This window comes from Alkalihalobacillus sp. AL-G, assembly GCF_030643805.1.
Lineage (GTDB): Bacteria > Bacillota > Bacilli > Bacillales > Fictibacillaceae > Pseudalkalibacillus.
In genome coordinates, this window is record NZ_CP094656.1 from 744207 (window position 1) to 765326 (window position 21120).

Annotated in this window: 20 protein-coding genes; 11 read left to right on the forward strand and 9 right to left on the reverse strand. The window is 40.7% G+C overall.

Annotated elements, in window-relative coordinates:
* Positions 1 to 92: 92 nt before the first annotated feature.
* Positions 93 to 263, forward strand: coding sequence for a hypothetical protein (locus MOJ78_RS03830; protein WP_370529761.1), 171 nt, complete (start codon positions 93 to 95; stop codon positions 261 to 263).
* Positions 264 to 343: 80 nt separating this feature from the next.
* Here the strand turns inward: MOJ78_RS03830 and MOJ78_RS03835 are convergent, their stop codons facing one another.
* The 4 genes from MOJ78_RS03835 to MOJ78_RS03850 all read right to left on the reverse strand — a co-directional run bounded on the left by MOJ78_RS03835 (position 344) and on the right by MOJ78_RS03850 (position 4048).
* Positions 344 to 1000 carry an amino acid ABC transporter permease gene (locus tag MOJ78_RS03835; protein ID WP_304979893.1) on the reverse strand — a complete coding sequence of 219 codons (657 nt, stop codon included), beginning with the start codon at positions 998 to 1000 and terminating at the stop codon, positions 344 to 346.
* The gene (locus MOJ78_RS03840) at positions 993 to 1778 is read right to left on the reverse strand and encodes a transporter substrate-binding domain-containing protein (RefSeq protein WP_304979894.1); all 786 of its coding nucleotides are present in this window, start codon (positions 1776 to 1778) and stop codon (positions 993 to 995) included. Before MOJ78_RS03840 ends, MOJ78_RS03835 begins: the two co-directional genes overlap by 8 nt.
* 163 nt (positions 1779 to 1941) lie before the next feature.
* Positions 1942 to 3042, reverse strand: a complete 1101-nt coding sequence (locus MOJ78_RS03845) for an ABC transporter ATP-binding protein (protein WP_304979895.1) — start codon at positions 3040 to 3042, stop codon at positions 1942 to 1944.
* 124 nt (positions 3043 to 3166) lie between these two features.
* A complete protein-coding gene (locus tag MOJ78_RS03850; protein ID WP_304979896.1) occupies positions 3167 to 4048 on the reverse strand; it encodes a PucR family transcriptional regulator in 882 nt (293 codons plus the stop codon).
* Between the two features lie 125 nt (positions 4049 to 4173).
* Between MOJ78_RS03850 and MOJ78_RS03855 the strand changes: the two genes are divergently transcribed.
* The gene (locus tag MOJ78_RS03855) at positions 4174 to 4779 is read left to right on the forward strand and encodes a polysaccharide deacetylase family protein (protein ID WP_304979897.1); all 606 of its coding nucleotides are present in this window, start codon (positions 4174 to 4176) and stop codon (positions 4777 to 4779) included.
* A 32-nt stretch (positions 4780 to 4811) separates the two neighbouring features.
* Here the strand turns inward: MOJ78_RS03855 and MOJ78_RS03860 are convergent, their stop codons facing one another.
* The 4 genes from MOJ78_RS03860 to MOJ78_RS03875 form a co-directional block, all read right to left on the reverse strand.
* Complete coding sequence (locus MOJ78_RS03860) at positions 4812 to 5024, reverse strand: hypothetical protein (RefSeq protein WP_304979898.1); 213 nt, start codon at positions 5022 to 5024, stop codon at positions 4812 to 4814.
* Between the two features lie 22 nt (positions 5025 to 5046).
* Positions 5047 to 6309, reverse strand: coding sequence for a YheC/YheD family endospore coat-associated protein (locus tag MOJ78_RS03865; protein ID WP_304979899.1), 1263 nt, complete (start codon positions 6307 to 6309; stop codon positions 5047 to 5049).
* Positions 6255 to 7628, reverse strand: a complete 1374-nt coding sequence (locus tag MOJ78_RS03870; RefSeq protein WP_304979900.1) for a YheC/YheD family endospore coat-associated protein — start codon at positions 7626 to 7628, stop codon at positions 6255 to 6257. Before MOJ78_RS03870 ends, MOJ78_RS03865 begins: the two co-directional genes overlap by 55 nt.
* Positions 7629 to 7727: 99 nt before the next feature.
* Positions 7728 to 9098, reverse strand: a complete 1371-nt coding sequence (locus MOJ78_RS03875) for a YheC/YheD family endospore coat-associated protein (RefSeq protein WP_304979901.1) — start codon at positions 9096 to 9098, stop codon at positions 7728 to 7730.
* 160 nt (positions 9099 to 9258) lie between these two features.
* Between MOJ78_RS03875 and MOJ78_RS03880 the strand changes: the two genes are divergently transcribed.
* From MOJ78_RS03880 to MOJ78_RS03895, 4 genes are all read left to right on the forward strand, one after another.
* A complete protein-coding gene (locus MOJ78_RS03880; protein WP_304979902.1) occupies positions 9259 to 10398 on the forward strand; it encodes a DUF445 domain-containing protein in 1140 nt (379 codons plus the stop codon).
* A gap of 65 nt (positions 10399 to 10463) precedes the next feature.
* The gene (locus MOJ78_RS03885; protein WP_304979903.1) at positions 10464 to 10832 is read left to right on the forward strand and encodes a YlbF/YmcA family competence regulator; all 369 of its coding nucleotides are present in this window, start codon (positions 10464 to 10466) and stop codon (positions 10830 to 10832) included.
* Between the two features lie 214 nt (positions 10833 to 11046).
* Positions 11047 to 11514 (forward strand): DUF2243 domain-containing protein, encoded by a 468-nt coding sequence (locus tag MOJ78_RS03890; protein ID WP_304979904.1) that lies wholly within the window; start codon positions 11047 to 11049, stop codon positions 11512 to 11514.
* Positions 11515 to 11536: 22 nt separating this feature from the next.
* Entirely contained in the window at positions 11537 to 12325 is a 789-nt protein-coding gene (locus tag MOJ78_RS03895) for a cytochrome c oxidase assembly protein (RefSeq protein WP_304979905.1), read from the forward strand.
* Positions 12326 to 12336: 11 nt separating this feature from the next.
* On the opposite strand, the gene MOJ78_RS03900 is transcribed toward MOJ78_RS03895, so the two are convergent.
* Positions 12337 to 13149 (reverse strand): AAC(3) family N-acetyltransferase, encoded by an 813-nt coding sequence (locus MOJ78_RS03900; protein ID WP_304979906.1) that lies wholly within the window; start codon positions 13147 to 13149, stop codon positions 12337 to 12339.
* 249 nt (positions 13150 to 13398) lie between these two features.
* Here MOJ78_RS03900 and MOJ78_RS03905 point away from each other — a divergent pair, with 249 nt between their 5' ends.
* The 5 genes from MOJ78_RS03905 (at position 13399) to MOJ78_RS03925 (ending at position 21115) form a co-directional block, all read left to right on the forward strand.
* Entirely contained in the window at positions 13399 to 14247 is an 849-nt protein-coding gene (locus tag MOJ78_RS03905; protein WP_304979907.1) for a Cof-type HAD-IIB family hydrolase, read from the forward strand.
* 466 nt (positions 14248 to 14713) lie between these two features.
* Complete coding sequence (locus MOJ78_RS03910) at positions 14714 to 15196, forward strand: hypothetical protein (RefSeq protein ID WP_304979908.1); 483 nt, start codon at positions 14714 to 14716, stop codon at positions 15194 to 15196.
* A 368-nt stretch (positions 15197 to 15564) separates the two neighbouring features.
* A complete protein-coding gene (locus MOJ78_RS03915; protein WP_370529803.1) occupies positions 15565 to 19821 on the forward strand; it encodes an RHS repeat-associated core domain-containing protein in 4257 nt (1418 codons plus the stop codon).
* Positions 19822 to 19890: 69 nt separating this feature from the next.
* Positions 19891 to 20214: a hypothetical protein gene (locus MOJ78_RS03920; RefSeq protein WP_304979909.1), complete on the forward strand. Its 324-nt coding sequence runs from the start codon at positions 19891 to 19893 to the stop codon at positions 20212 to 20214.
* Positions 20215 to 20605: 391 nt separating this feature from the next.
* On the forward strand, positions 20606 to 21115 hold the full coding sequence (locus MOJ78_RS03925) for a DinB family protein (protein WP_304979910.1): 510 nt from the start codon (positions 20606 to 20608) through the stop codon (positions 21113 to 21115).
* The last annotated feature ends 5 nt before the right edge of the window (positions 21116 to 21120 follow it).

Below are 21120 nucleotides of genomic sequence, written 5' to 3' on the forward strand. Positions count from 1 at the left end.
AGATGTCAATGTGTCCGGTCTGCAACCAGTTAAGCGTAACCCAATATCGATGTCCGACCTGCCTTGGGAGAATGGAGGATAGCGGGAGAGTTATGGACTATTACGATGACTATAGTCCGTACCTTGAAATTGATGGTATGAAAATGGAGGATGGATATCCTGAGGACGAAAAGGAGAAGCTATGTCCTCATGTATTCTATTGTGTACAATGCTCGTCTGAAAATGTATTATTAATCCACGAATGGCGGAATGAATCAAATTAATAATAAGCTCTGCTCGAATCATTAAAACAGTAAAAGCCTCGAAATCAAAAAAAGCAACAGCAGGGAGCCATTGCTCATAATTAAGCTGAAACATGAAGTTTTCGTTCTAAATACGTTTGAACAAAACCTAATAATGTAGTTAATGCCCAATACATAAACAAGATCTCAAGGAAAATCCAAAATACAACTAGGTTAGATGCTGCGATTTGTTCAGCCCTTGCGGTTAATTCCGGTACAGCAAGGACGGAAGCAAGGGAAGAGCCCTTAACAATATCGATCAATGAGTTCCAGACAGGTGGAATTGAACGCCTCCATGCTTGTGGGAGAATGATTTCTTTTAATGTTTGAGCAGTGCTCATTCCAAGAGAATAGGATGCTTCCCATTGTCCTTTTGAGATAGAAAGTATTGCTGCTCTGTACGATTCAGATATATAAGCACTGAAGTGTAGAGTTAGTCCAATAATCGCTGCTTGGATTCCAGTAAACGTATAAAGCCAAGTCAGGCCGAAATAGATGATCAGCAGCTGTGTCAATAAAGGAGTCCCCCTGAAAAAGGATACATATAACCGTGCGAAGCCAGATAAGATTTTTGAATTTGATATCCGCATCAATACGATGACTAGTCCAAGGCTCAGCGAGGTGAAAATCGCAATTATGCTTAAGAAAACAGTAATTTTAACTCCCTCCAGTAAAAACGGGAGGGAGTTGACCATCAATTGTATCGTTTCGTTATTCACTTACATCTTCCCCAAAATATTTCTTCGAGATTTTTGCGAGAGTTCCGTCTTCCTTCATTTCCTTTAATGCGTTGTTCACCTTTTCGATAAGCTCATCTTCATTTTTACGGAAAGCAAATGCCATTTCATTTTTATTAAATGTGTCACCGACAGCTTTTACTTCGTAATTACTACCCTTTACCTCCTGCTGGATAAAGAGCCGGTCATTCAATGCAGCTTCGATTCGCTTAACATTCAATTCAGCAAGGACCTTAGCAATCCCTTTATAATATTTGACTTCAGCTCCTGCTTCCTTGGCAGCCTTTGCATAGTTGCTTCCTTGTGTCGTTCCGACGACTTTTCCCTTGAGATCTTCGATTCCTTTAATCTCAGTATTTTCTTTGTGCACGAGAACCTGCCCGCCTGATACGGTGTAAGGGATTGAAAAGTCATATTTTTCTTTCCGTTCATCTGTAATAGTAACCTGGTTCGCAATCATATCAAACCGTTTAGTATCAAGGGAAGAAAACATCCCTTTCCATTCTGTCGGAACAAATTCGGTTTTCATACCGATTCGTTTTGCCACTTCGCGTGCTATATCGACATCGTACCCTGTAATATCATTGGTTTTTGGATCACGGAAACTGAAAGGTGGGTACGTTGCCTCTGTTCCGATAGTAAGTGTCTCACGTTTCTCTCCTGCAGCTTGATCCTGTTCATCATCTGTCCCAGTCCCACAAGCTGCTAATAAACTAAGTATTAGAGTGAACGAAAGGGCTAAGAGCCATTGTCGTTTCATATGCTATTCCTCCTAATTGTTGTTAATTCCGATTAAAACGATAGGAAAACTATTTCCGCTTTACTATTGTAGTGAGGAAGCTACATAAAGTCAATCATTAAGTATTATGTACAATTAAAAAAAGGTTGACTCAAGTTAATGAGTCAACCTTTGGAAAATCAAATTATAATTCGATTCGTTTTTCTGTCGTTGCATCAAAGAAATGGCATTTGTTCATATCGAACGCAAGCTCAAGCTTTTGTCCGTTTTGGATGTCTGAGCGTGAATCGACTCGAGCAATGAAGTCCTGGCCTGAAACTTTTGAATAAAGGTATGTTTCAGCACCCATCAATTCAGCTACATCAATAGTTGCGGTGATTTTCGTCCCTTCAGACGATTCGGTGAATAAAGGCTCGTCATGAATATCCTCTGGACGAATTCCAAGAACGATATCTTTTCCAACATAACCTTGTTCACGTAAAACCTTCAGTTTACCTTCAGGAACCGTAACCTTGACGTTTTCCATAGCAAAATGGTTTTCCTCAAGTTTACCATTTAAGAAGTTCATTGCTGGGGACCCGATGAAACCACCAACGAAAATATTTTCAGGAGTATCATATACTTCCTTAGGTGACCCAACCTGTTGAATGACTCCATCTTTCATAACGACGATTCGGGATGCCATTGTCATTGCTTCCGTCTGATCGTGCGTTACATAAATCGTAGTTGTTTGCAGACGTTGATGAAGCTTTGTGATTTCTGAACGCATTTGAACTCTTAATTTTGCATCAAGGTTTGAAAGAGGCTCGTCCATCAAGAATACTTGCGGGTCACGTACGATAGCTCTTCCTAGAGCGACACGTTGACGCTGACCGCCAGACAATGCTTTTGGTTTACGGTTTAGATAATCTTCAAGTCCAAGGATTTTAGCTGCATTTTTGACACGGGTTTCAATTTCACTCTTACTGAATTTACGAAGCTTCAAACCGAACGCCATATTGTCATATACATTCATATGAGGATAAAGCGCATAGTTCTGGAACACCATAGCAATATCCCGATCCTTTGGTGCAACGTCATTTACACGGTTATCACCAATAAAGAGATCTCCTTCTGAAATATCCTCAAGGCCAGCGATCATTCGAAGTGTAGTGGATTTCCCACACCCTGATGGTCCTACGAAAACAATAAATTCCTTGTCTTGAATGTCCAAGTTAAAGTCCTGTACGGCTGTTACATCTTTATCGTAGCGCTTTACGATACTGTTCATACGAATATCTGCCATTGATAAGACCTCCCAAAATGTAAGCGTTTTATCCTTCTGATTTAAGTGTAGAGAATTTATGGGTGGACGTAAATTGGAGAATTGCACAAAATTTTTGAAACTAGATTGGGCACTTTGTACAACTTCACTTAATTTGGAGCAGCAAATAAGCTGTAACAGCGTCAGGAGTTTCTTTTAAATCTAAACCAGTCTTTTCACTAAACTTGTCCATCCGATATTGCAAGCTATTCCGATGAATGAACAGGTTTTTTGCGGCAAGGGAATAATTCAGATTGCATTTTAATAGCATGGTTACAGTATCAATCAATTCAGGCTCGACCTCATGAATAAGCTGATTGCGGATAAACGTAAGGTCATCAGCGTTGGCTTGAGTCAGCAAATAAAATGGGAGTGAGGAAGGAAGTGTGAATACCCGATCCTTCAATCCTATTGAAAGAATCGCCTCGAAAATCCGAGATTCTTTTTCAAAGCAATATAAGGCATCCTGAAACGATTCGAATGAGGAACCGATAAAAACAATCGCTTTCATATAAAGGTCACTTTCAATCGTTTGCATTAAGCCTTTAAATTGTTTAGGAGTCATGACCTCGTCTGTATAAGGTTCGATAACTAACAGGTTGAATGGATTTTGCCATAAAAAAATCAACTTTTTCGAAAGCATATTTTGAATGGCTTCCTCAAAAAGCTCTTGCTCAGATTCATGGCTTTGAATTTGGATTTGTAATATTCGACTCGTTTCGATGGAGTGAGTTTGATCAGGGTGTATCCCATTGAAAAGCAGCTGCTTCCAAATGGTTTGTTCTTTCGTGAAATGAACGTGATGGGCAGGGAGCGGTCTAAGGAAAACGTCAAGCAGATTGGTTTCTTTTTCAGTTAAAGAGCTGACAAGAATTCCGAACGCCACGCCATCGGGAGTTTGATACCAATTATAAGCATTGGCATGTTCGACGTCGGTAGCATTCATTATGACTCGATCCCCAAACAATTCTTTTATTTTATCGATCATGGGTTAATCCCTTTCTTTTCAAAACGGTTGCTTATATTATAACAATTAAGGTAGGTTGTTGGAAAACTAAATAAGAAGGAGGCAGACCGATGGGGTGCTCGCCTTGAATCACTACAAATACAGTCGTGTACGGCTGGAACGATTCACGGATTGTCACGAACATTCAAAAGGATGATTCAAATGATAACAAGAAAGTTGTGCTTACTTTCGATGATGGGCCAACCGAATACCTTGAGGCGATTCTTAACACTTTAAGTGCACACGGTGTCAGAGCTGTTTTTTTCTGGTTAACCTCTAATCTAACCGACACAGAACTAATCAAAAAGGTAGAGGAGGATGGCCATGTAATCGGTTTGCATGGTAATGATCATGTTGATTTCAGGAAACTGACAAAACTTGAACAGCAAACTGAAATACAAGAGGGGGTTTGTAAGCTGCAGAAGTTTGCATGCGAACCTGTCGATTGGTTCCGTCCACCTTATGGGCAATACGATTCGAACCTGTTGAACGTATTGAAGGACAATGATCTTCGGCCTCTGTTATGGGAAGTTGCGAGTCTTGATTGGGAATGTGAACAGCATCCTGAGCAAATCGTCAAGAATGTAATCGATAATATCCGTGACGGTGCGGTTATATTGCTGCATGAGTTACCGCAAACTGTAGCTGTTTTAGGTTCTTTGATCGAACATATTATACAAAAAGGGTATGAGATTACCCTGCCTGACGTATGAAAAATGATAGGAAAAAGCAGGGCCTATAAAAGTTAACCCTGCTTTTGCTTTCCGCTTTTTTTTGGCGAACCATCCTCATTCAATTCAACGGGTGGGGCTTCTTCAAATAGTTCTAAGCTCTGTTCGATTTGTCTTTGATCATATCGACCTGAAACGGTTCCACCTGCCATTCCTTCATTGACCATCCGATCAATATCCATATATGCTTCGGCTCTTCCTTCATATTGAGGCCCTTTATCCGGCATAGTCCACACTCCTTTTTTACCCTTAGTATGAGTGATAGGTGGAGTGAATATGTTTGAATGCAGAAAAGCCCGTTACATCTAAGGCGTAACAGTAAAACTGCTCGGTTGCTTTCATTTGGATCATTGATTCATCGAATACCATTGGCTTGGAATTCACTTCAAAGACCCAATAGTGGTCGGATTGATCGATGCCGAGGTCCATTGAGAATTCTCCTACAGGTCTATAGACTTGCTCAAGAGCCGATCCAGCTACTTCACAGATTTGTTCAATAAGATCGAATTGGATGGGAACATCATCAATGGATAAAATTTCACCCCCAGCTGGAACGTGGGTCGTAAGCTTTCCTTTTCCCGCCAATCGAACACCGACCCCTGTGGCCTTCCATTTATCTGATATCTTCTGGACGAGGATCCGAAAGTCATACGGACGACCCTTGTATTCGGTTCGATTAACCAGTGGCTGCATCAGATAAAGGTTGGTGGATAACGGATGGATTTCTTGCATTTCCTCCAGGTTTTCAAACGTTTGGTGCCCTTTGTTCGAAAAATAGTGAACTTGATCATTCTCCTGTTTTGTAAGACTGAAGATCCCTTTTCCTTGTGAGGAGGAAATCGGTTTGACGATGATGGTTCGGTGACATTTGAGAAAGTGCTCCAAATCATTGATAGAAGTTAATAGCTTCGTTTCAGGTAGGTGGGGAGCCAGTAATTGATGATTTTTAAAGGAAAGGTACGTTTGCCACTTTGAAAAAAATCCTCGGTTAAAAAATGGTATCCCGCGCTCGGTCAACACTTGTATAAATGAGTGGAAGTTAGGGTTTTCTTCGTCAGACCTGTATGCGATCCGATTGTAAACAAAGTCAGGCAAAGGAAAAGAGGCTCTCATCCATTGCTGTCTTGATGAATCATGAATATAACCTCTAATCGAATCGCTTAGGTAATCCTCAAGTGTGAAGATAAAAACAATCCCGCCCTGAGAATGAACGTATGAGGAGAGCCTTCGGAAAGTATCCAAATTACCGACAAAAGGCAAGTTCGTTTTTTTAGATGAGAGGATACCGATTACAGGACCTGCTTTAGCTGGAATTGAATTAATTTTTTTACATGAAAAAGCAGGGTAGAGGGGCTCTTGCTGATAGATAACTTTCTCATTGTTTACACCCCAAACCACGTTGATATCTTTTTCATGATGTACCCAATGATTTAAGGTGGAATCCCAGCTAACCGAAATCATTTGATCACCGATTCCGTCTGTTTTCTGCTTTGTTCGAATAAGTAGATGCAATATTCAAATGGTAGACTCCTCGTTTTATGTTCATATCCCTTCATATCGGGGTGTATGAAGATGCTTCTGCCTGGCTTCGAGTTTGCTTCGAACATCCAAACCTTATCGTCCTCATCAACTCCAAGGTCAAATCCAATTTCACCAATCAGCCCTTTAATGTTCTCACTTAGGGATTCACTCAAATCGAGAGCGGCTTTCTGGATTGCATTTACGATTGCTTTCGGTTTGCCAATTTCGTGGAACAGCTCCTGAATACTTAGTACACGGCCTCCACTCGTAACATGTGTGGTCACACTTCCTTCTCCTGCCTGTTTAGCTGCAATTGCACTTACCTGCCATCTGCCACTTCGGTCTTTGTTCGTATGAACACGAAAATCTATCGGGTTCCCATTCCAGCTAAGCAAATGAATCCCACGCTGGGCCATATAGGAATCCATGCCTTTTGAGAATTGCCGTTTTAGCAGACGTCGTAGGCTTGTATATCTTCTCAATCGATTTCGTGTACCGGTGCGAAACCTACAGTAATAGTGAGGATCCCCTTTTTTCTTGATCAATTGCTGGATGCCGATTCCGAGGCTTCCATTCGATGGCTTTACATAAACACTTCCATATTTATCGAGAAAATCCTCAATCGATTGTTCATCAGGAGAAGTGATTGTATCCGGTAAATATGTTTTAGCCGAATCCGAATTTAACAGCAATTGATGAATGCTCCATTTGTCAAAAAAACCAGGATTGAACCAGGTGATTGAATGCTCCGTCATGAAACGATCTTTTGTTTTGGACGACACATCCATCGTCTCAGACTTTCGATTTGGAAGACGATCATAAATAACATCCGGAAAAGGGAATGTGATTTGTTGCCATCGGTTTTTCATATAAATGTATCCCTTAATCGTTCGGTTATTCCAGTCAATGTGGTGAGGTCCAAATACAAAGGCTGCAATCCCCATTTTTGCTGATGTAGCTAGCATTTTTGCAAACATTAGCGACCGTTCTCCGATTGGACGTGCACTCGCCGGAGTAAATCCAGCAGTCAAAATCCCGACGACTGGACCGATTCTTAATGTATGATCACGCTCAATCACATAGTAAGCTCGATCATCGGGGAGGAGCAGCTTTTTGGCAAGCTGTGTTGAGATCATATACTCGTTTTTTTGATCAGGGTGGGGGTGAACCCGACATTGTTGTTCGTGAGTGCCAAACATGACAAGCTTCGGAAACGAGCGTTGTTCAACCCAGCGGCGAAAATGAACGGCTGGGACATACAGAACATCATCCTTTTCATCAATTAAGCTCAAATGCATCGGAAGGTTCATTCCTATTTCTCCTTTCATTGAAATCTAAAGGGCGAACGTTTTAAAATAGATTAGAAATTCATCACAAAATGGAGCAGGTAGAACAATCTTATCAGTCGATTAAACGGAACTGAAAGTTGATTCTGAGAGAAATCGGGCAAATTGAAACACCCCTCTTGCAGAAGGGCGGATCTCGGATGTTCGATTCCCTGTTAAGTATTGCTTGGAGGGCTTCGTGTTGATTTCAATGATCCACGGGTGTCCATTCGTATCGATTCCAACGTCAATACCCAGCTCCCCGAATATGCCCCCAGCATGATGACTGATACAATCGGAAACGTTGATAGCAACCTCATATAGTGTCCGTAATAATTGCTGCGAGGTTTTTTTATCAAAAAAATGTTCTAACATCTCCATGCTTGTATACGTTTTGGCACCTTGTGAAAGATTGGAGACAAAGCGTTCCTGGGATGAGACTCGAGCAACGGTTGATGATATTCGCCAATTCCCATGTTCATTCCGGTTGCAAAGAATCCGGAAATCGACTTTTCCACCTTCAAAATCAAGAAGAGGAATTCCTTGCTGTACAATATATTCGTTTTTTGGCAGGAGATCCTCGAACAATTTAATTGCAGTACTTTTTGACAGGGACGACTTCAATGGAGTGGTTTCACTTGAAAGATCGAGTTGTACACGGTCTGCTTCATGCGTTTGGATTCGGACGATACCTTTGCCTTCGCGTCCATGGATAGGCTTTAAGAATACCATCGAATGTTTATCGATAAGTTTGCCTACAGAATCGGATCCATCATATAAAAGTGTCTCTGGCAGATATGCAGCAACAGTATCTAGTTCTACTAATATGCAATGAGTTTCCCATTTAGAGAGGAAGTGATCATTAAAGTAAGCAATTCCGAGATCTTGACACTGTTCAAAAAAGCTTCTGCACACATCGGAACGTTCAATATTTCTGCTTGAAATTCGGTTGTAAATGACGTCTGGCAGGGGAAATGTGACTTTTTGGATCCCATTAAGGTTAAGTACGTACCCATGTATTCGGTGGTTATCAATATCATCAAGTGAAAATAAATAAAAGGGCAGCTGCTGTTCGGCACAAAGAGTATAAAGTTCCCTTGAAAAATCGGTGACATTCCCAAAAAGCCTAGTATCATTTGGAGTTTTCTCAGTAAGCAAAGCGATGATCGGTCCAAGTCGCAATTCCTGCAGATCAATATTGTAGGATAACGGATAAGTGGCAGTCTTGATCGGAAAACAATGGGCAATTCCGAGTTTCGTCGGGATTTGAATCATTGCTTCCTCGTGGGGACTTTTTTTGCAAGTTACTTGTACCCGCTCACTCCCAAATCGAAGCCATATCTTTTGCCCTTCTGTTATTTTAAATTGATCAAGCAGAATTTTGCTCATTGAAACAAAATATGGATTAGAGGATGTTGTTTGAACAGATGATAATTGTGCAGAGGTCCGTTTCATCGGTTGACTCCCTTTTCTTGCTCGGTCGATATAGGCTTGCATTTATAGGCAACTGCGGATATCGTATACTATGTTAAGAATCGTATAACGGTGACTTTAATTGGGAATTCCTAAGGTTGCTTTTTTGAACATTTTTTTATAAAACGGAAGGTTGAGTTAGATGGAAGTACTATGGATCATTATAAGCATGATTGTCATTGGAGCTGCAATAGGAGGGTTTACGAACTACCTTGCTATCAAAATGCTCTTTCGACCATACAATCCGATCAAAATCGGTAGATACCAACTACCATTTACACCAGGTTTGATTCCTAAAAGAAGAGAGGAACTGTCAATACAGCTTGGGGATCTGGTTGTGAAGCATTTAATTACGAAGGAAGGCTTACAGCAAAAGCTGACTGAATCCGAGTTCCGTAATGAATTGATTAAGTGGACCCAGACAGAAATAGATCTTTTTTTAAAAACAGACAAAACGATTAATGAGTTCGGTGCAGATTGGTTAACACTAGACAATCTTGACGCTCAGGCCGAACAAAAGCTAAGGGAGCTTCTAGGTGAGCGTTTTCCCTATTTAATCCAATCCTATGAGGAACAGCCGCTAGGATCGGCCCTTCCAAATTCATTGCACGAACGTGTAGATGCATTGATTCCGAAATCAACTCGATTTATTCAAAATAAGTTAATCGCGTTTGTTGAAAGCAGTGAGGGAAAGCAACAATTTAAGCAGCTGATTGATGAATTTCTTGCTGGTCGTGGAATGCTTGGAAATATGATCAACATGTTTTTAGGAAATGAGAGCTTGATTGATAAAGTGCAAAGTGAACTGGTGAAAGTACTTAAAAAGGATACGGTAGCGAGCATGCTCGAACGGATTTTAAAGAAGGAATGGGAGAATATAAAAAGTATGCCGGTTAAGGATCTCGTTCGACAATTAAAGCTTGAAGACAGTAAGCAAGAAGCGATTGATTGGGTCGTTAAACAGGTTAATGTGAAAGATCTGATGAACAAACCGTTGCATGAACTAACGGAATCCTACCGGGACCCAATTGTTAAAAGACTTGTACCAACACTTGTTGATCGCTCTCTAATATGGGGAGCGGGGCAGATTGAAGGAATTATGGAGAAGCTCAAATTGTCAGAGCTGGTCCGTCAGCAGGTCCAATCATTCTCACTCCAACGAGTTGAAGAAATGGTACTCTCGATAACGAGCAGGGAACTGAAAATGATTACATACCTTGGGGCCTTACTTGGTGGTATCATTGGCCTTTTTCAAGGGCTGTTGGTTTACTTCACTATATAAAGATTGTTATAGTGATTAGGAATGCGTTTGTTACGGCGTAAAAAGTACCTATTAGGAGGCTAATTATGAGTAAAAATGTCCATGATGCGGCATATGATTTAGAAAATGCATTACGTAATAGCGAGGATTTCCAAGAGCTGAAAAACCTATACGCTCAAGTGAATGCAGACGAAAGTGTCAAGAATATGTTTGATAACTTCCGCAACGTGCAGGTTGAGCTTCAGCAAAAACAAATGCAAGGTGAACAGATTTCTGAAGAAGAGGCGCAAAAAGCACAGCAGCTTTTCGAACTCGTTCAGCAAAACGAAGTGATCTCCAAGTTGATGGGTGCAGAACAGCGTGTAAGTATGCTCGTTCAAGACATCAACAAAATCGTTACAAAGCCACTGGAAGAATTGTACGGAACTCCAGAACAAGAACAGCCTGAACAGTAAAGCTACAACCTGAATAGTAAAAGGTGAGAGGATGACTTTTAAAACGGTCGTCCTCTTTTCTTTGTAAAATTAACTCTTCTCATTTCGTAGTCGGACCTAAGATAGAAAATGGGTGGATAACTAGAGGGGCGGCTTGTTTACAACTTAATGGTCTGGGTAAACTGGTAGATGTTATTCAAAAAGTACAAGTGTGACAAGTAAAAAGGAGAATTTCATGGATACTCAAACCGATCACTCAAATTCTCGCTCCGCCTACTTAAATCGTAATTTATGGTCTGGCGCGCTATTCGGCCTTGGTCTTGCCGCCTTTATTGATGAAACTGTTTTTCACCAGCTTCTGCATTGGCATCATTTTTATGACAAATCCACAACAAATATTGGTCTGATCTCAGATGGTCTGTTCCACGCCTTTAGTTGGTTTGCGTCTATTGGGGGGATGTTCATTATTGCTGACCTTCGCCGTAGAAATGCATTTTGGTTGAAAAGGTGGTGGGGCGGTATGATGCTTGGGGCAGGGGGGTTCCAATTATACGATGGTACCATTCAACACAAACTGATGAGAATACATCAAATCCGCTATGTAGACAATGTGATTATTTATGACTTGATTTGGGTCATGATTTCCCTTGTCATGGTCTTGAATGGCCTGATACTAGTTTTTCGGACACGAAAAAAATCATGACATTTAAGGGGGGAAACCGCGAATGATCTATAATCAAATGCACCCTAGCAGAAGTATTCTGTTCGAACTTATTCTACTGTTACCATTCATTGTTATATTGTTAAGTTATATCGTTGCTGCGGTTTTATCAAGTCATTGTCACACACGATGGCCATTATACCGCACTGTCTTTTGGGCTCTCGGGGTTCTATGCGCAGCTTCTACAATTGTCGGACCTATAGCAAACCATGCTCTTATGGATTTCGGGGTGCACATGCTCGGTCATTTACTCCTTGGAATGCTTGCTCCACTCCTGATGGCATTGGCTGCACCCATGACTCTTATCATGCGAACACTTGACGTTGGAAGTGCACGATGTCTATCACGCGTGCTAAGAAGCCGGCCAGTGAGTATACTTAGTAACCCGATTATTACATCTTTCGTCAATATCGGAGGACTTTGGGTGCTTTATTCGACTGACTTGTACATGGCGATGACGCATAACATTCTTCTCCATTTAATCGTACATATACACGTTTTTGTTGCGGGTTACCTTTTTACAATATCCTTGATTTATATTGATCCTACCCCTCATCGATTAAGCTTCGTTTATCGTGCAATCGTACTTCTGATCAGTCTAGCAGCTCACAGTATACTATCAAAATATATCTACGCCCATCCCCCTGCTGGCGTACCAATCAGCCAGGCAGAAGAAGGTGGAATGCTTATGTACTATGGTGGGGATGCCATTGAGGTTGTGGTCATATCCATACTTTGTTTTCAATGGTTCAAAGCGACCAGACCAAAGGAACCGTTGGCGATAAATCCATAAAATCAGTATTCTTAGTCCTTATTCCTATTCTCCTTCAACCAATCTGAAGCAAAATCGACCGAATCCTTTTGGTTGAACAACATACTGTGTGCAGATCCGATTTTTCCTTTTTTAATTTCTGCAACCTTTTTATAAGCAGTACCGATCGCCTCAAAATCCTCATCATCGTACTCGATTTCATCATAGGTCTTCCAAACATGTTGTCCCTTGATAAGGATTGGAGCACCTTTTTTCACTTGCTTTCTGACACCCGATTGCGTTTCAGCCAAATGGAGCGATGTGTGCGTATCGAATCCTGTTCCGATGAACAAGACTGAAGCGTCAAGATCATAGGCTTTCGCTAGTGGAGAGCCATCACCGAAGCCGTAATCTAAAAGATGGTCCTGAGTTATCGCTTTTGCATTTTTCCCCCAGGAAGCAACAGACATAACAGGGTGGTTACTCCGAAATACATCAGGAAACGTCCGGAACAGCTCTGGTATTTGTCCAATTTTATAAGTCGGTGTCGTTTTCGGGTCAAATGGAGGCATCGTTTTGCGGACGGTTTCCCACCAGGAATCCGGAATCGGTGGATTTTCCCATTCTTCCGGGTCGGTAAGGTGTGCAGAGTGTGCTTGAAGAATCAACGTTCCTTCTTCAGTGACAGCATCCATCAGAGCATGAATGACCGTCTGAGCTCCGCCGTTCACCCAACCTATCGACTTAAGGGAGGCATGGACTATAACGGTCATCCCTTCTTTTATACCGAGAGAATACAAGTCTTCTTTCAATGTTTCTCTTGTTCTAGGATAATCCGTATCTTGAATAAGTTGTTTTGTGTACATTATTTAATTCCTCCAAGGGTGTTATAATTCCCATCCTTTTTTCTACTAGAATTAAATTAATTGTATAACACATCGGCAGAACTTGTCTTGATTTGTGAAAAAACGAGTCTATTAATACTGAAAAAGCTTGTATCATGTCACCTTAGGGTCGGTAAATGTTCTAAAGCCCTTTTTACGAACATAGAGATTAAAAAGGAGGAGTCCAATTAGAATCTGAGGAAGATTGGAGGGATTATCCTGGTTTATCGCATGCTTGTATTAGACATCGACGGAACCCTGTTGAAAAGCAACTTCAAGATTGATCGGACGACGAAAGAGGCTATCGAATATGTAAAGGAAAAAGGGGTGTATGTCACACTTGCAACGGGACGTAATTTTCCTTCTGCACAAAAAATAGCAAAAGCATTAAAGCTGGATAGTATACTGATTACACATAATGGGGCGTTCGTCGCTTCATCGGTTGATGAACCGTTTTATGAACAACGTATGTCTGCGGAAAATGTTCTGAAGGTGGTCCAAATACTAGAGAAATACGATGCTCACATCCGCCTCTTGCATGAACGGTATTCAATAGGAAATCAGGTGCAGCAAAAATCACAGCTCGTTGCCAAAATGACGATGGGAATCGGAGATCCGCTTTTTTATCCAGTAACCTTTACTGAGCAATTAAGTGATCATTTAAAAGAGAAACCGATGACTGTGCCGAAGATTGATGTTCAGTTTTTTGACAATGAAGAGCGTGCGAATGCATTCAAAGAATTGACTGAACGGATAGAAGAGATTCGAATCACCTCTTCAACTCGTTGTGCATTTGAAATTATCGACAAATCCGTTAGTAAAGCAAAAGCGCTTAATATTCTCGCAAGGCATTTAGGAGTATCCCGTAAGGAAATCGTAGCGGTCGGGGATTATACGAATGACCTTGAGATGATTCACCATGCAGGACTTGGTGTAGCTATGGGGAATTCTCCTAATGAATTAAAGCATGCCGCTGACTGGGTTACACGTTCAAACAATCAAAATGGGGTCAGCTACATGGTGCGTGAAGTGTTTCGTAAACAAATGAAGCTGCAAATTGAGGAACCGCTGGAGTATTAGATCAATGAGCCTGACTGTAGAGGAAATCTACGTTGTCAGGCTTTTTTCTGTTTTCCCCCGGCTTAGCTTCACGGCAAATCTCGGAGTTAAACGCGAAAACTCGCAAACTTTATCTTCAATGCACAGTATGGTGTGTGCGAATAAAAAAGTAGTTTAAAACATAATAATGTCGTTTAAAAATAAAAAAGTTGTTTAAAACGCCAGTCACGTTATTCCGTTAAAGGGCCATATTCTGGAATAAGGAAGGTAATTAATTGGTTCATCTTCAAATTGTAAATTATACCGTTAAAGGGCAAATTAATTGAATAAGGAAAGATGGCAATTGAAACAAAAGATCTATTTAGCTACTAATCAAATGGAATAAACAAGACTTGGTACCCCGATAAGAGTCATTACTATTGTCTTATGTAAAATTTTATCAATTATAGATAGAATTTGTATTATAAACTTTTATGGGGGTACATATATGTCGAAAAAGAGATTATCTTGTTTAATTTTTATTTTCACTTTCGTAATAATTGGACTGACCTTTCCGAAGCATGCAGATGCTTATGGAGTGGGGAGTTCAGGAAATTTTACGAATCCTAATTTTCAAGATGTAATTTATGACGAAGTCTACAATCGCTACGAACCAGTTGATTGGAAAGTTCTATCTTCCAGTATGGAGGTTTGGTTGGATCATTCGAATGGATATCCAGACCTCGAAGGGAATCGGAGTTTACATTACCTCCCAGTGACAAGTCCAAGTGGTTCTAATTACTGGTCTGGTTATATGGAATCAGTTAGTAATACGTATAAAAGTGATTATGGACAGGTATTGTATGGAGGCTCTGAGAAAGTTTACTACGTAGGTAATCAACCATTCATAATTGCTTTTAGGGAAAAAGAAGTGATACAAGTGCAGGACTTGATAATATATGGCGTGTCAGGGTTCAGGATTTTGAGTTAAAAGCAGATGGAACATTTGAAAAGAACTATGAGTCTTACTATGCAACTTCTGATAGAAAAACAACTTATGGATATAAACATGGGTTTCATGCACTTGATGGATCTACCAGCCCCAATGTTTCTGGTGGTTATAATCAGTGGATTACAAATTATATTACCATCTATCCAGACCCGGCTCATCCGATTTATTATATAGGAGAAGTTCAGTTTGAAAGATTTTTATCACCTGATAAAACATGGGAAGGATGGATTGATAACTTTTGGATCGGTCCCGCAGACCAGTTTAATTACGCTTTAACTGGGAGTGAGACCAAGAATGCAACGACTGGTTCGTATTATAATCAAACCAAAGTAGCCGATCCCGTTGATATTGCAACTGGTGCGTATACATATAGTCACAAAGACATTAATATCCCAACACGAGGTGGTATCCCGCTTAGTTTTGAACGTTATTACAATTCAACAAACAGGACGGATGGACCGCTAGGCATCGGTTGGGGTCATACGTATGATAGCAATATCACGACCAGGACGGATGGGTCGGTTGATGTCCATTATCCTGACGGCAAAACTGTATATTTTGAGAAGACAGAAACGGGTTTCAAACCAGTAGCAGGGGTTTTTGAAACACTGACTCAGAATAGTGACGGCACGTTTGATCTTAACTTTAAGGACCAAAAGGTTTATCACTATGATAGTCAAGGCCGCTTGGCTTCGATGACAGATAAAAACGGGAATTCACTGACATTAACCTATAACACGGAAAATCAAGTACAAACGGTAACGGGCCCGGCAGGCAGAACATTAAGTTTTACGTATACCACCAACGGAAAAATCGACTCGATTACAGACCCATTATCTCGAACAGTACAATTCGGCTATGACGGAGATGAGCAGTTAACGACGGCTACAAATAAGAGGGGTCATTCGACAACCTATACATACGACATCAATGGAATAACGTCCATTACCGATCCAGAGGGGCATACGTTTATCGAAAATGTCTTTGATCAGCGCTCACGTGTCATCAAACAATATGATGCTAACGGAAGTGTCGCGACCTTCAGGTACGATGATGCTAATCAAAAAACGACGTTTACCGATTACAATGGAAATACGACCATCTATACATTTAACGACCACTACCGTGTCACAAGTAAAACCGATGCCAAAGGAAACAAAGTAACCTTTACCTTTGATAATGACATGAACCAAACGAGCGTAACGGATAAGAATGGCAACACTACCCAGTACACGTTTGACGACCGCAGTAACGTTTTAACCACCACTATGCCGGACACAGATGGTGATACGACAAATGATACGACGGAAATGGTTTACAACACCGATAACACCATTGATTATAAAATCGATGCCAAAGGATATAAAACGGATTACACCTATGATACAAATGGAAATTTAATTGAACAAAAACGAACCAAAGCGGATGGGAGCATTGTTAAAACTTCCTATACTAACAACAGTTACGGCCAATGGTTGACGGTTACGGATACGGAAGGAAATACATCAACATTCACCTATGATTCACATGGAGATCTCGATACAGAAACAGATGCGTTAGGGTTTGTCACTGACTATACCTTTGATAACGCCGGTCGCATGACCGAGAAAGTTAGTCCGAAAGGTAGTCTTTCCGGAGCAGTTAAGGAAAACTGGACCACGCATTTCGTCTACGATGACGAAGATAATTTAATAAAGGTGATCGACCCTAACGATCAGGTAACCACCTATACGTATGATAAAAACAATAAAAAACTCAGTGAAACCGACCCTCTCGGACGTACTACGACCTATAAATATGACGGGAACGGTCGCGTGATTGAAAAAACAATCGAAAAGAGTGCAACAGAGACGCTGACGACAACATATGAAAGGGATCCGAATGGAAACGTCATTCGTATAACCGACCCTAAAGGAAACATAACCCGGAAAGTATATGATGGACTAGATCAGTTAACCGCAGTTGTTAATCCATTGTTGAATGCAACATCATATACATATGATCCAAACGGTAATCAAAAAACGATCAGTGATCAATCCACCGCCACCATTTCTGACGACGTGATCACTAGTTTTTATGTTGATTATGATGTGTATTACAAGCATTCCTTTTATGTGGAAGCTTGGTATAATGATCAATGGAATATCGTTTTTCAAGCTTCAATGGACCAAGATACAAAATGGGTCGATCTTACAGCTGAACAACCGGCTACGAAACTACGTACCAGGTACACGACTACGACGTATGCTGAAACTAGTGCCTATGGAGAGGTAACCAGAGTTAAAACTAAAGACCAAATATATGAACAAGCAACGACCGGTGATCTTAGGTTGGAATACCAAGGAGTAAACCAGGATACGTACAGCGCCCCTTGGAAGCCTGATGAGGTTGTTACCATTACAGAAGGTCCAGTTGTCAAAGAGTTCTTATATGATGAACGGAATCAAAAGTCAAAGACCATTGAGTACATTGACGGCGGAGAACGTTCGAAAAGTTTTGTCTATGATACGCTGGGTAATGTCTTAACAGCTACGGATGGAATAGGTCAAACCACATCTTATCAGTATGATCAGTTTTCACGGTTAACGAAAGTAACCAATCCGAAAGGGAACGTCACTGAATATCAATATGATAATGTTGGAAACCGGACCAAAGTGATCAATGCCAAAGGTAACATCACAACCTATACATATGACGCCGTTAACCAGCAAGTAACGGAAACAGATCCTCTACAAAATACAACTGAATACGAGTATGATGGGAATGGGAATCTTGATATAAAAATAGATTCTAAAGGCCAAATAATAGATTATCAGTATGACCGCCTTGACCAATTAACGAAAAAAGTGTACTCAGACGGTACATCGGTTACTTACACCTATGATGCAGCTGGAAATCGGTTATCCATGTTGGACGGAACTGGTGAAACGGTTTATACGTATACGCACCGGGGTCAATTGGAGAGTGTGACAGACCCTAACGGGCGCGAGGTCAGCTATACGTATGACGATAACGGTAATCTCAAAACGCTTACGTATCCAGATGCGACAACTGTTACCTACGCCTATAACAAAGCCGATCAAATGGTGAGTGTAACCGATTGGAACGGTAAGGTTACTCAAATTGATCCGGACCCACGCGGGCTAACTGACCAAAAAACTCTTCCGAACGGGGTAACAACGAATTATACGTATAACAGCCTTGGAGAAGTGAAAACGATTAAAAGTGCGCTTGACCAAACGGTCCTTAGTGAACGCTCTTATACGTATGATGCCAACGGAAATCGAAAAAGCATGACGGATGGAATATTAGGTGAGACGAGTTATACGTATGATGCTCTCAACCAGCTAACAGATGTTACGTACCCTGACTTGGAGACGATCTCCTATTCCTATGATGCAAACGGGAACCGAAAAAGTCTGACGAATCGTAATGGTACAACCTCCTATACGTATAATGATGCCGATCAATTAACCACGGAAGGGTCTACAGCCTATAGTTATGATGCCAATGGAAATCAGACGGGGAAAGGGACAAATACCTACAGCTACGATAGTGAAAACCGGTTAACCCAGGTCACCATCAAAGAGAACGGTCAAACGATCGACTATACGTATAACGGCGATGGTGAAAAGGTTGCGAAAACAGTCAATGGTGAAATAATTGAATACGTTTATGATCAAGGGTTATCACTATCCAGGTTGTTAGTTGAATATGACGGAACCGGTTCTATTTCAACGAAATACATCTATGGCAAAGAGCTGATCGCCAAAGAGAATGCGGACGGCAGTATTTTCTACTATCTTAACGATGCTCTTGGCAGTACAATCGCCTTAACGGATCGTTTAGGTGATGTGGTTGCTAGGCTCCAATACGATGCATTCGGAAAAATCCGTAGCAAAAGCGGTACCGAAGATACAAATATGCAGTTTACAGGTGAACAACGAGAAGCTGAAGCTGATTTGATTTATCTACGTGCCCGATATTATGATCCAAATACCGGAAGATTCATAACCAAAGATACTTTCAAAGGCTTTAAAGATGACCCTATATCACAAAACAATTACATCTATGCCTATAACAATCCGGTTACACTTATAGATCCAAGTGGACATAGTCCAAAAGAAGGTTCCTCTTCATTATGGTCTGATCTCCTTACCCCAGTTGTTGGATTAGTTAGCTCAAACCATGTAGAAACAGTTGGGAATGGTATCTTAGAAGGAATACCAAAATTAGCTAAATATTCTTGGGCTGTTCCCATTGCTGGGAATGGTATTGGAATAGTCACAGACCATTTTATAGGAGGACAAAGTTGGACATCAGCTTCATTAGATGCAGTGGCTGTTTCAGGAGCAACTGGAGCTACTATGGCTGCATTTGGGGTTTCTACTGGCGGAGCTGGATTTGCATTAGCAGCTATTTATACTAGTGGGAATGTAGTTGTTGAAGGAATTACAGATAAAACCACAGGTCAACATCTTGAGGATTCTGTTGTCAAACCTTTAAAACGTGAAATCAAGGATGTTGGACGTGAGGCTAAGGATATTTATAATAATTACTTTGATTTTTCTAAACGGGAGACTTTCTTTCATTGGCTCTATTAAAAATCCGAAATAAACCTTGGTTAGTGTGTTTACTTTCGATTGATATTGAATTTGAAGGAGGGATGAAATATGCCACAATCATTAGATGCCCAGTTTTATATAATACCATTCCTAGTTATCGCTACATTTGGATTAATATACACACGGAAGGCAGAGTTAAAACCGCATTCAAGAGTAAAATTATACGCATCAGTAGTTGTTCTGTATTTGATGGCTTTTTTGATATTCGGTATGGTATATATAAACGAGAAGTTTTTCGGTAAATTGTCTTTAATTATCTTTGCGATCTGGGTACTTCAAGGATTTTTAATACCTAACTCTTGGATTGATAAAAAGTATTACAAGTGGAAGGAAAGACGCCAAGCAAATAATGAATTGGATAAATCAAAATAAATTTTAGAAGTTACAATATGGATAGAAATATAATTTAACAATAGTATTGATGACCCTGGAATCTATCTGGGGTCATTTCTTGATTTAGCCCTCTCTAAATCTATTAAATACTAATTATTGCGTTGTGAATCGCCATTAAACAATAACTCTTGGACGGAACCTGCCAACCGTCCCCCGTCCGACATGATTGTTCTTCAACAGAAGGAGGCTTTTCTGCAATAAAGCTATTGTAGACAATCTAAAAACGATCTTCAACAATCGGGCCATTTAATGGAGTAACGCCTTGCGAAGTTTTTGGAAATTTGAAATAATTGTTATTGAGCTAAAAATGCATGGCGACAGTCCCACACCTGCCAAAGCATAAATAACTATTCCGATGAGGAGGATTCTTGTGCGTCCACGACCATTATCTATTGAAAATCCAGAGAATGATAGGTATGTTAGTCTTGTGCCAGATGGGGATATTGAAGAAATACTTAGTAAGCAACGAACTAAGACCATTACCTTCTTGAGCAGCATATCAGAGGAGTCAGCAAGGAAGGCGTACGCACCAGGGAAATGGACTTTAAAAGAAGTGATTGGGCATATGGCCGACGCGGAACGTGTAATGTCGTATCGAATGCTTGCCATTGCGCGAAATGAAAGTGCGCCACTCCCAGCAATGGATCAGGATCAATACGTTTCTGCGGCAAACTTCAACAAATTATCCTGGGAGCAGTTACTAGTAGGTTTAGACACGGTACGCTCCAACACGTTAAGTCTTATTTCAACCATTGATGATGCAGCATGGGGTCGTAGTGGAACTGTAATGAACAGCCCGGTTTCGATAGGTACCATTGCATATGGCATTGTCGGGCACGAGTTACACCATTTGAAAGTGATTAGCGATAAGTACTTATAAGTCTT

Bases quoted from the DNA above. Each gene is read 5' to 3' on its own strand.
- MOJ78_RS03830 (WP_370529761.1), top strand. From the start codon at position 93: ATGGACTATTACGATGACTATAGTCCGTACCTTGAAATTGATGGTATG.
- MOJ78_RS03840 (WP_304979894.1), bottom strand. From the start codon at position 1,778: ATGAAACGACAATGGCTCTTAGCCCTTTCGTTCACTCTAATACTTAGT.
- MOJ78_RS03845 (WP_304979895.1), bottom strand. From the start codon at position 3,042: ATGGCAGATATTCGTATGAACAGTATCGTAAAGCGCTACGATAAAGAT.
- MOJ78_RS03850 (WP_304979896.1), bottom strand. From the start codon at position 4,048: ATGATCGATAAAATAAAAGAATTGTTTGGGGATCGAGTCATAATGAAT.
- MOJ78_RS03860 (WP_304979898.1), bottom strand. From the start codon at position 5,024: ATGCCGGATAAAGGGCCTCAATATGAAGGAAGAGCCGAAGCATATATG.
- MOJ78_RS03870 (WP_304979900.1), bottom strand. From the start codon at position 7,628: ATGAACCTTCCGATGCATTTGAGCTTAATTGATGAAAAGGATGATGTT.
- MOJ78_RS03875 (WP_304979901.1), bottom strand. From the start codon at position 9,098: ATGAAACGGACCTCTGCACAATTATCATCTGTTCAAACAACATCCTCT.
- MOJ78_RS03880 (WP_304979902.1), top strand. From the start codon at position 9,259: ATGGAAGTACTATGGATCATTATAAGCATGATTGTCATTGGAGCTGCA.
- MOJ78_RS03885 (WP_304979903.1), top strand. From the start codon at position 10,464: ATGAGTAAAAATGTCCATGATGCGGCATATGATTTAGAAAATGCATTA.
- MOJ78_RS03890 (WP_304979904.1), top strand. From the start codon at position 11,047: ATGGATACTCAAACCGATCACTCAAATTCTCGCTCCGCCTACTTAAAT.
- MOJ78_RS03895 (WP_304979905.1), top strand. From the start codon at position 11,537: ATGATCTATAATCAAATGCACCCTAGCAGAAGTATTCTGTTCGAACTT.
- MOJ78_RS03900 (WP_304979906.1), bottom strand. From the start codon at position 13,149: ATGTACACAAAACAACTTATTCAAGATACGGATTATCCTAGAACAAGA.
- MOJ78_RS03905 (WP_304979907.1), top strand. From the start codon at position 13,399: ATGCTTGTATTAGACATCGACGGAACCCTGTTGAAAAGCAACTTCAAG.
- MOJ78_RS03910 (WP_304979908.1), top strand. From the start codon at position 14,714: ATGTCGAAAAAGAGATTATCTTGTTTAATTTTTATTTTCACTTTCGTA.
- MOJ78_RS03920 (WP_304979909.1), top strand. From the start codon at position 19,891: ATGCCACAATCATTAGATGCCCAGTTTTATATAATACCATTCCTAGTT.